The 12,724-nt window shown below is 62.9% G+C and carries 10 protein-coding genes and 1 pseudogene; 6 read left to right on the forward strand and 5 right to left on the reverse strand.

Annotation, left to right across the window (positions count from 1 at the left end; genetic code table 11):
• On the forward strand, positions 1-1,480 hold a 1,480-nt coding region (locus tag VGH41_RS21250), incomplete at its 5' end, for a ShlB/FhaC/HecB family hemolysin secretion/activation protein (protein ID WP_331599535.1).
• A 12-nt stretch (positions 1,481-1,492) separates the two neighbouring features.
• Positions 1,493-2,515 carry a DUF746 domain-containing protein gene (locus VGH41_RS21255; RefSeq protein ID WP_331599536.1) on the forward strand — a complete coding sequence of 341 codons (1,023 nt, stop codon included), beginning with the start codon at positions 1,493-1,495 and terminating at the stop codon, positions 2,513-2,515.
• Between the two features lie 4 nt (positions 2,516-2,519).
• Here the strand turns inward: VGH41_RS21255 and VGH41_RS21260 are convergent, their stop codons facing one another.
• The 4 genes and pseudogenes from VGH41_RS21260 to VGH41_RS21275 all read right to left on the reverse strand — a co-directional run bounded on the left by VGH41_RS21260 (position 2,520) and on the right by VGH41_RS21275 (position 5,503).
• A complete protein-coding gene (locus tag VGH41_RS21260) occupies positions 2,520-3,083 on the reverse strand; it encodes a tyrosine-type recombinase/integrase (RefSeq protein WP_414696692.1) in 564 nt (187 codons plus the stop codon).
• Between the two features lie 69 nt (positions 3,084-3,152).
• Positions 3,153-3,659 (reverse strand): annotated as a pseudogene (locus tag VGH41_RS26635) (tyrosine-type recombinase/integrase); the annotation flags it as partial.
• Between the two features lie 387 nt (positions 3,660-4,046).
• Positions 4,047-4,313, reverse strand: coding sequence for a hypothetical protein (locus tag VGH41_RS21270; protein WP_331599537.1), 267 nt, complete (start codon positions 4,311-4,313; stop codon positions 4,047-4,049).
• A 110-nt stretch (positions 4,314-4,423) separates the two neighbouring features.
• Positions 4,424-5,503, reverse strand: coding sequence for a substrate-binding domain-containing protein (locus VGH41_RS21275; protein WP_331599538.1), 1,080 nt, complete (start codon positions 5,501-5,503; stop codon positions 4,424-4,426).
• Positions 5,504-5,638: 135 nt separating this feature from the next.
• On the opposite strand from VGH41_RS21275, the gene VGH41_RS21280 reads away from it, so the two are divergent.
• From VGH41_RS21280 to VGH41_RS21295, 4 genes are read left to right on the forward strand one after another with little or no spacing between them, the layout of a single operon-like run.
• On the forward strand, positions 5,639-6,130 hold the full coding sequence (locus VGH41_RS21280) for an NAD(P)H-dependent oxidoreductase subunit E (protein WP_331599539.1): 492 nt from the start codon (positions 5,639-5,641) through the stop codon (positions 6,128-6,130).
• Positions 6,127-7,686 carry a formate dehydrogenase beta subunit gene (locus tag VGH41_RS21285; protein WP_331599540.1) on the forward strand — a complete coding sequence of 520 codons (1,560 nt, stop codon included), beginning with the start codon at positions 6,127-6,129 and terminating at the stop codon, positions 7,684-7,686. Before VGH41_RS21280 ends, VGH41_RS21285 begins: the two co-directional genes overlap by 4 nt.
• Before the next feature lie 14 nt (positions 7,687-7,700).
• Positions 7,701-10,646 carry a formate dehydrogenase subunit alpha gene (fdhF, locus tag VGH41_RS21290; protein WP_331599541.1) on the forward strand — a complete coding sequence of 982 codons (2,946 nt, stop codon included), beginning with the start codon at positions 7,701-7,703 and terminating at the stop codon, positions 10,644-10,646.
• A 9-nt stretch (positions 10,647-10,655) separates the two neighbouring features.
• A complete protein-coding gene (locus tag VGH41_RS21295) occupies positions 10,656-10,907 on the forward strand; it encodes a formate dehydrogenase subunit delta (RefSeq protein WP_331599542.1) in 252 nt (83 codons plus the stop codon).
• Between the two features lie 61 nt (positions 10,908-10,968).
• Here the strand turns inward: VGH41_RS21295 and VGH41_RS21300 are convergent, their stop codons facing one another.
• Entirely contained in the window at positions 10,969-12,696 is a 1,728-nt protein-coding gene (locus VGH41_RS21300; protein WP_331599543.1) for an FAD-dependent monooxygenase, read from the reverse strand.
• Positions 12,697-12,724: the final 28 nt, after the last annotated feature.

Consider the following 12,724-nt stretch of genomic DNA (forward strand, 5'->3'; position numbering starts at 1 on the left):
TCCTGAAACGCTGCCCGAGAGCGCTCGCAAGAAAGGCGCGTCGGCGTTACCACTCGACCCGTTCGCATTCGCACGCGAATGGCTCGACCACTACCAGGGCCAGTGTGTCGGCAAGGAAGGCATCGACGTGCTCACCAAGGGATTGCAGCAGGCGATTCTGAGCCGCGGCTATGTCACCACGCGCGTACTCGTGCAGCCACAAGACCTGACAGGAGGAACGCTGACGCTCGCGCTTGTGCCCGGTATCGTGCGCAGTATCGCTTTCGCCGTCCCGTCAATGTGGGGCGCCTGGAAGACCGCCTATCCAACGCGCGGCGGCGACGTGTTGAATCTGCGCGATCTTGAACAGGGTCTGGAGCAGATGAAGCGCGTCAGCAGCCAGGACGTGAGCATGGAAATCAAGCCGACCGACGTACCGGGCGAAAGCGATGTTGTGCTGACGGTCAAGCGTGCGAAGCCCTGGACTTTCGTTGCTTCGGTCGATAACTCGGGAACCGAGTCGACGGGTAAATGGCAAGGCAACGTCAGCCTTGGCATCGACAACCCGCTCGGCCTGAACGACATCTTCACAGTAGGCGCGAATCAGGATTTGTCGTTTGGCAACAAGGCGCTTGGCTCGCATGGCTTCAACGGCTCGTATTCGATTCCCTGGGGCTACTGGACCGCCACGCTTTCGGGCAACACGAACACGTACTACCAGAACATCGCGGGTGTGAATCAGACGTTCGTGTCCAGCGGTAACTCACAAACGGCTGCGCTAAAGCTCGCGCGCGTTATCTCGCGCAGCCAGAACGACGTGCTTGGCGGCTACGTGCAGCTATCAAAGCGCTTCGGCGACAGCTTCATCGACAACACAACCATTCCGACGCAAGCCCGAAACAACACGTTTCTGGAATTGGGCGCGACCGACCGCCATTACTTCGGCAGCGCGCAGTTCGACGGCACGCTCGCCTACCGTCAGGGCATCGGCGGATTCGGCGCGACGGCCGACCCGTATCCTGACGGTCCGACGTACCGCTATCACATGGCCGTGCTCGATGCAAACCTCTCGGTGCCGTTCGCAATCGGCGGTCAGAGCTTCCGGTATGTCGGAACCGTACACGGCCAGTTCACCAACGACACGCTGTTCTACATCGACGACCTGACCATCGGCAGCCGCTACACGGTGCGCGGCTTCGACGGAGAAACGATGCTTGCGGCCGAACGCGGTTTCTACTGGCGTAACGAACTGCAATGGCCGATCTTCCAGACGGGACAGACGCTGTATGCGGGGATCGACTACGGGCGCGTGTTCGGACCGAACACGGCGACACTGGCGGGGACGCAACTGGCCGGCGCGGTGATTGGCATTCGCGGCGGCGTGCCGGCGAAGTATGTCGGCGTGTCCTACGACCTGTTCGCAGGTACGCCAATCTACAAGCCTTCAGGGTTCCCGACTGCCCGCGTGACTGTCGGGTTCCAGATGACGGCGCAGTTCTGACGGGCCACGAGCATGCAATCGACACTGGAAGATTTCCTGCGGGAGCACGTCGCGCGGCTCATGTCGCCCGACGCCGATCCGTTGCCACCATGTCCCCGATGTGCCGGCGTGCATATCAGCAAAAAGGGATATTCGCGACGGGACACGGGACTGCTACCGGCCTACTTGTGCGACCGATGCGGGCACTACTTCAACCGCCTGAGCGGCACGCCGCTTTCGCACCGGCCTTTTCGCGGACAGTTCGACGCGCTGGTCAGGCTGTTACCACAGTCGATCAGTTGTGCCCAGGCAGCGAACCGGCTCGACGTGATGAGCAACACGGTGATCGAAAACGTTCGGTTGGTGCGTCGCTGGCTGATTGAACTCGATCCGTCCGGGCAATACGAACGGCTGGTCCAGCTTGGCGGCCACCTGACAGCCGCACATGACGGGCCGTACGTGCCGCAGGCCGGTGTCGCGTATGAGGACCGGGAACTTACCCGCATATTGACCGAAGATTTCGACGAGGTTCACTCACCCAGGCACCAACCATTGCCGCTCTGCCCGGCCTGCAACGGACGGAATACCCGGAGCGCCGGCATCGTTGGCCTGCCCAGGTTCCGTTGCAAATCATGTCATGCGCAGTTCAACCGCCGAACGGGTACACCGTTCACCCGTAACCGCGACGCGGCGAGACAGCGGCACCTGATACGTTACCTGCCGCTTCCGCTGCCGCGTATCCAGCTCGCAGCCATCATCGAAACTGATCCGAGCATTACCGGCAGGCTCATTGACGAATTCCGCCGACGCTGTGACCACATTGATCCCACGGGTCAACTGGCCGGGCGAATCCACGCATGCGCCCTCCCGGAGGTGGATACGCCGTGCGTATGCTGCGGTGCGCGCAACGTTCGCTTCGATCCATCGGACAGGGGACGCTGCGGCACATACGGCCGGCTGATCTCGATGCGCCGGAAGGTTGACGAAATGGATGGATTGCTACGTGCAGGCGCATGGCAGGGGGTTGCGGAGCCGGATACCCGGGACGGGGGGTGAAAGGCTAGCCTGGGCAAACGTACGCCGCCCACGCTTCCATCATCGGGCGGCGCTGTTCTAACAGGTCGGTACGGTGATACGGCGCTTCAACCCTGTTCGCGACGGTATGCGCCAGCGCCCGCTCGGCCAGATCGCGCGCATAGCCCTGTTCGCTGGCCCAATCGCGGAAACTTGAGCGGAAGCCGTGGGCCGTTGCGACGCGTTCGGGTGCATCGCTTTTGGCTGTCACGCGACGCAGGAAGGACGTCAGCACCATGTCACTCAACACTTTTCCGCGTGGCGACGGGAACACAAGCATCTCATGCAGCTTTTGCTCTTTCAGGCTTTTGACAAGCGTGAGCGCCGGTTTCGACAGTGCAACACGATGCGTCTCCTTCGCCTTCGTCCGTTCGCCCGGAATAGCCCATACGCCGGTTTCAAGGTCGAATTCATCCCATACCGCGCCTCGCACTTCGCCGCTACGCGCGGCCGTCAAAATGAGGAACAGCGGTGCAGCGCGCGTAGCTTCCCCCGGCTTGAATTCCGCGACGTGCGCTTTCACAAATGTGGGCACATCACGCCAGGGCATGGCGGGCTGGTGTTCCTTCTTCGCGTTCTGTTTCGGCAAGATGTAATCGACAACGCCAACCGGATTCGCCGCAATGTGGCCGTGTGCCCAAGCCCACTGCATAACGGCGTGCATGCGCTGGCGGACACGGCTGGCCGTCTCGGCCTTCTCTAGCCAGATGGGCCGCAACACGTCGGCGCAGTTGGCTGGCGCGATCGCATCGAGCTTCTTTGCCCCGAGCAGCGGAAACGCGTAAGCCTCAAGCGACCTGATCCAATCGTCCGCGTGCTTTGCATTTCGCCAGCTTGGCTTGAGTTCTTCGTGTACCTTGCGCGCCGCCTTTTCAAACGTGAAGGCTGAGGCAGCGAGCGCCGCCGCCCGTTGTTCTCTATTGCGTCGCTCGATAGGGTCACCGCCAGCATCAAGAACCTTACGCATCGCCAGCGCTTTCTCGCGGGGTTCTGCTATCGACGTTTCCGGGTACGTGCCTAGGCCCGCATCGCGACGCTTCGCAGAAACCGGAGACGTAAAGCGCAGTGACCACTTCGCCCCGCCCTTCGTGGGCGTCAGTATGAGACCCGTTACCTTTTCGTCGAAGACCGGCTTATCGTCGTACCGAAGTGCTTTTGCCTATTTGTCTGTGAGTGCAATTTCCAGTCCATCATTCAGCCCATCACGAAACGCCGGTTGGGTCGGAATATTGTAGACTTCGACGGCCAGCAATCATACGCAGACCATTGATATTAAATGGATATTGCGGAAACGCGCGGAGTGTGCAGGATCGGATTCCGGCAGACGCCGCCTCCACCAGAACACGTGTTGCAAGCTGCTGTTCGAATGCGGCTTGCTTCAGCTTGATAGCCGTACAAAAACCCGCGAGCCGTAAGGCCTCGCGGGTTTTTTATTGCCTGCGTCGCGCCGAGCCGCCCCGGCAAACCAGGGCGCCACCGCCCTCACACTACGGATCACGCGAAGACGAAGTGCTTACTGATCCTGCGGACACTGCAGATTGCAGCCGTTCGGATCGCCCAGGTCGCCCTTGCGGCGCATGGCTGATTGCTTGTCAGACTGGTACTTCTTCGACGGTGCGGACGCAGCGAAAGGCAATTGCGGATGTTCCTGCAGATGGAATTCATCCGACAGAATACCGCCCGGCACACCAGGCGAATTCTGCGCAAAGGAGATCGAAACTGTGGCGAGAAGCGCGCCGGCCGTAACAGCCACGGTGCAGGCTTTGAGTAGAACGTTCATGTTGATCCGGCGCGGCGGGCCGCGCAGTTAAGACTAAAGCAGAAGGCTAGAGATTATCCCAAATGGCCCCATGACGCACCGGTCGACCCTTTCTTTGTTGTTACAGGCGCTTACCCTGGGTTCGGACCCAGACCTTCGTCGAGTTCCAGCAGGGTGCCGCAGTCGTGCGGATCATAACCGGCCAGTCTGGCCACCCCGCCCTTGAACGTCTCGCCACGCAACATGTCGATCACCGTCAACAGCGGCTGGCGCTCCAGGCGCGCGCGGTCGCAGGCGAAGTAATAGTCCTCATCGACGATGGGCACGAAATCAAGACCGAAGTGATGCGCCGCCGGTTCGACCCCGAACCCCACGTCCGCCATCCCGCTCGCCACAAATGCCGCAATCGCGGAGTGCGTCAGCTCGGTGGATGCGTAGCCATTGACGCGATCGGGGTCCACGCCGATCCGCCGCAACGCGAGATCGAGCAGCATGCGCGTGCCGGAGCCGGGTTGCCGGTTGACGAAGCGGATATCGTCACGCGCCAGATCGCGCAATCCGGCTATGCGCTTCGGATTGCCCTTCGACAGAAACAGGCCCTGCTTGCGTTGCGTCAGATGAACCAGTACATGCCGTTGCGAATCGAGCCAGCGCCGATAGGTGTTCGCGCAGGCCGCGCGAAACTCGCCCCGCGGCAGGTGAAATCCTGCCAGATCGCATTCTCCTCGAGCCAACGCGGTGACGGCGTCCGCACTGTCGCGATATTTAATGTCGACCGGCACCTCGTCGGCCACCAGTGCAGTCACGAGCGCCGCCACCGCGTAACCGTGCGAGGCATGGATGCGCACGTCGTCGGCCGGCGGCGCGAGCCAGCGGTTCAGGTCGCTCGCCACTTCGCTCGCGAGCGCGCGCATGTTGCCGTCGAGCCGTTCGCCGCAGAGACGCTGCGAGCGCAGCACGGCCTGCCCCAGCTCCGATAGCACCGAACCGCGTCCACGCTCTTTCTCGATCAGCGGACCGCCCAGATGCGCTTCGATACTGCGCAGCAAACCCCACGCATGACGGTAGGACAAACCCTTAAGCGTCGCCGCCTGCGCAATGCTGCCAGACTGATCAACGAGCCCCAATAACTGCACCACGTCCGTCAGGCTGGCCTCCTGGCCATCCGCACCGCATACGACCAGCTGTGCCCGACACTCGATTCTGATCATATATGTACAACTGCCTCCTATTGCGGAAGCGGTGTCACCCGCCTATCGTTCCATGTATACATACCAGATCAACGAAGCATATGTGCATACATTATGAAATACAAGTGCATATACGACTTCGAAGGAGCCCCCACTTTGGACGATTCAAACGCGATCGCACCGGACCAGCTGGTGCATCGCCATGCGCAACCCGGACGATCTCTGCTTGCCGTGCTGCACGCCATCCAGGATGAACTCGGCTTCGTGCCACCTGCTGCCGTTGGGCCGCTTGCGAAAGTCATGAACCTCTCGCGCGCGGAAGTCCACGGCGTGCTGACCTACTACCACCACTTCCGCACTCAGCCTGCCGCGCCCGTCAGCGTGCAACTGTGCCGCGCCGAGGCTTGCCGCAGCATGGGTACGGAAGCGCTTGCGCAGCATATCGAAACGCACACCGGCTGCAGCTTCGATGCCGGCCATGAACATGCACATGGAGCCGCGGTTGAACTCGGATCCGTCTATTGCCTTGGTCAGTGCGCGCTATCGCCCGCGCTGATGATCAACGGCGTGCTGCATGCGAAAGTCACGCCGCAAAAATTCGACGCGCTGTTCGCAGCCGCCACGAAACAGGTGGAGGAAACGGCATGACGCGCATTTATGTTCCTCGCGATTCTGCAGCGCTCGCGCTTGGCGCGGATGCGCTCGCTGACGCTATTGCTCAAGAAGCGGCGCGGCGCGGTATTGCGATCGAATTGATCCGCAATGGTTCGCGCGGTCTGCTGTGGCTCGAACCGCTGGTCGAAGTGAAAACGCCGCGCGGCCGGGTCGGTTATGCGAACGTCGACGCAACGGACGTCGCGGCTCTGTTCGACGCGGGCTTTATCGAAGGCAAGGCTCATTCGAGCAGCGTCGGCATCGTCGACGAAATTCCGTACCTGCAGAAACAGCAACGCCTGACGTTTGCCCGCATCGGCATCACCGACCCGTTGTCCACCGAGGATTACGTCGCGCACGGCGGCCTCGACGGTCTCAAGCGCGCGCTCACCACCGACGGCGACGCCGCCTGCGAAGCACTGATCGAATCGGGTTTGCGGGGCCGTGGCGGCGCGGCCTTCCCCGCCGGCATCAAATGGCGCACGGTGCGCGGCGCGAAGGCGCCGCAGAAATACATCGTCTGCAACGCCGACGAAGGCGACTCAGGCACGTTTTCCGACCGCCTGATCATGGAGAGCGATCCGTATGTGCTGATCGAAGGCATGATCATTGCCGGCATCGTGACGGGCGCGACGCTCGGCTACATCTATGTGCGCAGCGAGTATCCGCATTCGATTGCGGCGCTCAACACCGCTATTGAACGGGCACGCGCCGCCGGCTGGCTCGGTGATAGCGTGCTCGGCTCCGCGCACCGCTTCGAACTGCAGGTTGCCAAGGGCGCAGGCGCGTATGTCTGCGGCGAAGAGACGGCATTGCTCGAATCGCTGGAAGGCAAGCGCGGGATCGTCCGGGCGAAGCCGCCGGTGCCCGCGCTGGTCGGACTGTTTGGACAGCCCACCGTCATCAACAACGTCATCACGCTCGCCACGGTGCCGATCATCTTCGCGCGCGGCGCAGCGTTCTATAAAGACTTCGGCATGGGCCGCTCGCGCGGCACCTTGCCGTTCCAGCTTGCCGGCAATGTCAAGCAAGGCGGCCTCGTCGAACTCGCATTCGGCGTGACACTGCGGGAACTGCTCTACGACTATGGCGGCGGCACCGCCAGCGGCCGGCCGGCGCGCGCCGTGCAGGTGGGCGGCCCGCTCGGCACGTACCTGCCCGAAAGCCAGTGGGACATTCCGATGGACTACGAAGCGTACGCGGCAGTCGGCGCGGTGGTTGGTCACGGCGGCCTCGTCGTGCATGACGACACCTCGAACCTCGCCGAACTCGCGCAGTACGCAATGCATTTCTGCGCACTCGAATCCTGCGGAAAATGCACGCCGTGCCGGATCGGTTCGACGCGCGGCGTCGAAGTCATCCAGCGGATTCGCAACGGCGATACGTCCACCCGCCAGGTGCAACTGCTGCGCGACCTGTGCGACACGATGGTGTCCGGTTCGCTCTGTGCAATGGGCGGCATGACGCCCTTCCCGGTGCTGTCCGCACTCGACCATTTCCCCGCAGACTTCGGTCTCGACACCGTCCAGCCCAAAGCGGCGGCGGCCTGACGATGGAGCCTAATATGTCCGACATAATCCAGACCAACACCGGCGGCTGCGGTTCCGGCAACTGTGCCTGCAAGTCGCAGGCGCAACAGCGTGCCGCGCGCTCGCCGTTCGACGACACCGACTACGGCACGCCATTGCGCCATGCAGACGTTGACGTGACGCTCGAGATCGATGGCCAGGCTGTCACGGTGCCTGCCGGCACCTCGGTGATGCGCGCGGCGATCGAAGCCGGCGTGAACGTGCCGAAGCTATGCGCGACCGATTCGCTCGAACCGTTCGGCTCATGCCGTCTGTGCCTCGTCGAAATCGAAGGCAAGCGCGGCTATCCGGCCTCGTGCACGACGCCGGTGGAAGCCGGCATGAAGGTGCGTACCCAGACGGATCGTCTGCAGTCGCTGCGCCGTAATGTGATGGAGTTGTACATCTCCGATCACCCGCTCGACTGTCTGACCTGCCCCGCCAACGGCGACTGCGAACTGCAGGACATGGCCGGCGTGACCGGTCTGCGCGAAGTGCGCTACGGCTACGACGGCGCGAATCACCTGAAGGACAAGAAGGACGAATCGAATCCGTACTTCACTTACGACCCGTCCAAGTGCATTGTCTGCAATCGCTGCGTGCGGGCCTGCGAAGAGACCCAAGGCACATTCGCGCTGACCATCGCCGGGCGCGGGTTCGAATCGCGCGTCGCCGCGAGCGAAAACCAGCCGTTCATGGACTCGGAATGCGTGTCGTGCGGCGCGTGCGTCGCCGCGTGTCCGACTGCGACGCTGCAGGAAAAGAGCGTCGTGATGCTTGGCCAGGCCGAGCATTCGGTCGTGACGACCTGCGCGTACTGCGGCGTCGGCTGTTCGTTCAAGGCAGAGATGAAGGGCAGCCAGGTCGTGCGCATGGTGCCGAACAAGAACGGCCAGGCGAACGAAGGTCATGCCTGTGTGAAGGGTCGTTTCGCGTGGGGCTATGCGACCCACAAGGACCGCATCACCAAGCCGATGATTCGCGCAAAGATCACGGATCCGTGGCGCGAAGTGAGCTGGGAAGAGGCGCTCAACTACGCGGCGTCGGAATTCCGCCGCATTCAGGCGAAGCACGGACGCGATTCGATTGGCGGCATCACCTCGTCGCGCTGCACCAACGAAGAAACCTATCTGGTGCAGAAGCTGGTGCGCGCGGCGTTCGGCAACAACAACGTCGACACCTGTGCGCGGGTTTGCCACTCGCCGACCGGCTATGGCCTGAAGACGACGCTCGGCGAATCCGCCGGTACGCAGACCTTCGCCTCGGTCGATAAAGCCGACGTCATCATGGTGATTGGCGCGAATCCGACCGACGGCCACCCGGTGTTCGGCTCGCGTCTGAAGCGCCGCGTGCGTGAAGGCGCGAAGCTGATCGTGGTCGATCCGCGCCGCATCGACATCGTCGATACGCCGCACGTCAAGGCATCGCATCACCTGCAATTGCGCCCGGGCACGAACGTCGCGATCGTCAACGCACTGGCGCACGTGATCGTCACGGAAGGCCTGCTGAACGAAGCATTCATTGCAGAGCGCTGCGAGTCGCGCGCCTTCGATCAATGGCGCGCATTCGTCGCGCTGCCGGAGAACGCGCCGGAAGCCACCGCTGAGATTACCGGCGTCCCCGCCGAACGCGTGCGCGAAGCTGCGCGCATCTACGCTACGGGCGGCAACGCCGCGATCTATTACGGCCTCGGCGTCACGGAGCACGCGCAAGGCTCGACGATGGTGATGGGTATCGCGAACCTCGCGATGGCCACCGGCAACGTCGGCCGTGAAGGTGTGGGCGTGAATCCGCTGCGCGGCCAGAACAACGTGCAGGGTTCGTGCGATATGGGCTCGTTCCCGCATGAACTGCCGGGCTATCGTCACATCAGCGATTCGACCACGCGCGGCCTGTTCGAAGACGCCTGGAATGTCACGCTGCAAGCGGAGCCGGGCCTGCGCATTCCGAACATGTTCGATGCCGCCCTGCACGGCACCTTCATGGGCCTGTACTGCCAGGGCGAAGACATCGTGCAGTCGGACCCGAACACGCACCATGTGTCGGCAGCGCTGTCGTCCATGGAATGCATCGTCGTTCAGGATATCTTCCTGAACGAAACCGCCAAGTACGCGCACGTGTTGCTGCCCGGCTCGACGTTCCTCGAAAAGGACGGTACCTTCACCAACGCCGAGCGCCGTATCTCGCGCGTACGCAAGGTGATGCCGCCGGTGCCGGGCTATGCGGACTGGGAAGTCACGCTGATGTTGTCGCGCGCACTCGGTTATGAAATGGACTACGCGCACCCGTCCGAAATCATGGACGAAATCGCGCGCCTCACGCCGACCTTCCACGGTGTTTCGTATGCCAGGCTCGATCAGCTCGGCAGCATTCAGTGGCCGTGCAATGAAAACGCGCCGGACGGCACGCCGACCATGCACATCGGTGCGTTCGTGCGCGGCAAGGGCAAGTTCGTGATCACGAAGTTCGTTGCGTCGCCGGAAAAGGTCACCCAGAAATTCCCGCTGATCCTCACGACCGGCCGCATCCTGTCGCAATACAACGTGGGGGCGCAAACGCGCCGCACCGAAAATTCGCGCTGGCACGATGAAGACCGGCTGGAAATTCATCCGCACGACGCCGAAGAACGCGGCATCAAGATGGACGACTGGGTGGGCATCGAATCACGCGCGGGACAGACGGTGTTGCGCGCCAAAGTGACCGACCGGATGCAGCCCGGCGTCGTTTATACGACGTTCCACTTCCCGGAATCGGGCGCCAACGTGATCACCACTGAAAGCTCCGACTGGGCCACCAATTGCCCGGAATACAAGGTGACCGCGGTGCAGGTGATGCCGGTCGAACAACCGTCGCAATGGCAGCAGGACTACTCGCGCTTCAACACGGAGCAGCTCAGTTTGCTGCGCGAGCGCGAGCTGGCCAATGCGACGTCGGGTAAATGAGGGCGCGCCATGGATGAACAGAACCTGATCGACATGGCGAACCGGATCGGCGAATTCTTCGATTCGATGCCGGACCGCGAGGAAGCGCTCACCGGCATCGCCGATCACATTCATCGCTTCTGGGCGCCGCGCATGCGCTCGGCGCTGCTGGCGTCGCTCGATAAACCGCATGCTGAAGGCATCGAGATGTCGGGCATCGTCAGGGAAGCGCTGCTGAAGCATCGCGTCGAGTTGACACCCGCGGCGACTGCCACGGCCTGAGCCACGCCGCGGCGCTCCTGCATCGGGACGGTGTCGTGCCGCTTCACCGGCACGACACCGCTCAGCCTGCCGCCTGCTCCTGCGCGAAGCTCTTCGCAAACCACGCCTCACAGTGGCGCAGCAACGCGTTCAGATCAGAGGCGGGGCGCCCGCGCACACCAATGTAGCCATCCGGCCGCATCAGATAAAACGACGGCCGCGTGCGTCCATACGACTCGGAGAGCGACGGGCCGCCCTCGCCCACCGTATCCGTCACGCGCCAGATCCTCACTGCACCGGGCAGTAGCCGCTCGAGCGCGGCGCAGAAGTGGTCGAGTTCGGTGTCGTGCGTCGTGTTGCGATCGACGGCCGGATCGAGCGGTGCTTCGTTCGGATCCTCAGGCGCCACCAGCAGGAACAGCGAAAAATACGCCGGATCGTGCAGATCGAAAATGCAGCCGATACCGGGCGCCCGCCCAAGCGGTCCGTCGACCACATGCACCAGCGCATCGGGCGCACGTTCGCCGGCGCGCGGACCGCCGTCGAGTACCCGTTCGAGCGTGAGCGGGCTGCGCCGATATTGAATGGCCAGCTCGCTCACCGTCAGACGCGCCGCGTCGCGCAGCGGACCGAGCGCCGCGAGCGCCGGCATCACGCGTTCGCGCAGCAGCTTGAGCGGGCCGTGATCCGCTTCCGCGAGTTGCGTGACGAAACTGGTTTGCCGCAACACGTCGCGCTCGATCGGATGCCGCTCCAGATGATAGGAATCGAGCAGCCGGTCGGGCGCCGCGCCGGTCATCACGCGCGCAAGTTTCCAGCCCAGATTGAACGCCTCCTGAATCCCCGTATTCATGCCCTGCGCGCCGGCCGGACTGTGCACGTGTGCTGCATCGCCTGCGAGAAACACGCGCCCGACGCGCAACTGCTCCACCATCCGGCTGTTCAGATGGAAATAAGCCGACCATGTCAGATCCGCAAACTTCACGGCGTGATGGATGCGCCGCGCGGCCAGCTCGCGGCATTGCTCGAGAGACGGCGCCCGCAGATTGGGCGCCGGTTCGTGGGAAGCACCCGCGCCATTGGGTGGAGGCGAAGCATCCGGCGCAACCGGCATGACCGGGTGATCGGCGATCAAACGATAGCGATCTGCGCCCATCGGAAACAGTGCGGCGAGACCTTCGCCCGACGCAAAAATGTGGAATTCGTCGTCGGGCCAGGTCGTGTCGGCGAGTACATCGGCAAGCAAAAAGGTCTGCTCAAAGGTTTTGCCAGCGAAGCTCATACCCAGCCGATGGCGAATCACGCTATGCGCGCCGTCGGTGGCAATCAGATAGGCAGGGTGCATGGTTTCTGCGTGCCCGTCGGCGCGTTGCAGCGTCGCACTGAGTCCCGCCGAGCCTTGCGAGAAAAGCGTCAGTTCGACACCGCGCTCGACGCTCACGCCGAGCGACGCGAGGTGCTCGGTCAGCAGCCGTTCAGTGACCGACTGATCGAGAAACAGCATGTACGGGTAGCGCGTTTGCAGCGGATCGAAGTCGAGGCGCACGAGGCGCTGGCCGTTCGAATAGAGATTGGCGGCGCGGGCCCGATGACCCAGCGCCAGAAACGGCTCGATCAGCCGATGCTGCTCGAGCAGTTCAAGCGTGCGCGCCTGGATGCCGATGGCCCGCGAATACGGGGACGGCTGCAACGCCTTGTCGATCAGACGCACAGGAATATGCGCGCGCGCCAGACTCATTGCCGCAGCAAGCCCGGTGGGGCCCGCCCCGACGATCAGCACCGGCGACGCATTCGATGAAGCGGCAGCCATGCAGAACTCCGGAGACCAACATGGCGTC

The organism is Paraburkholderia sp. (assembly GCF_036488795.1).
In the GTDB taxonomy this organism is placed as follows: domain Bacteria; phylum Pseudomonadota; class Gammaproteobacteria; order Burkholderiales; family Burkholderiaceae; genus Paraburkholderia.

Coding starts and splice junctions, on each gene's coding strand:
- VGH41_RS21270 (WP_331599537.1), bottom strand. CDS start 4,313: ATGAACGTTCTACTCAAAGCCTGCACCGTGGCTGTTACGGCCGGCGCG.
- VGH41_RS21255 (WP_331599536.1), top strand. CDS start 1,493: ATGCAATCGACACTGGAAGATTTCCTGCGGGAGCACGTCGCGCGGCTC.
- VGH41_RS21300 (WP_331599543.1), bottom strand. CDS start 12,696: ATGGCTGCCGCTTCATCGAATGCGTCGCCGGTGCTGATCGTCGGGGCG.
- VGH41_RS21295 (WP_331599542.1), top strand. CDS start 10,656: ATGGATGAACAGAACCTGATCGACATGGCGAACCGGATCGGCGAATTC.
- VGH41_RS21260 (WP_414696692.1), bottom strand. CDS start 3,083: ATGCCCTGGCGTGATGTGCCCACATTTGTGAAAGCGCACGTCGCGGAA.
- VGH41_RS21285 (WP_331599540.1), top strand. CDS start 6,127: ATGACGCGCATTTATGTTCCTCGCGATTCTGCAGCGCTCGCGCTTGGC.
- VGH41_RS21275 (WP_331599538.1), bottom strand. CDS start 5,503: ATGATCAGAATCGAGTGTCGGGCACAGCTGGTCGTATGCGGTGCGGAT.
- fdhF (WP_331599541.1), top strand. CDS start 7,701: ATGTCCGACATAATCCAGACCAACACCGGCGGCTGCGGTTCCGGCAAC.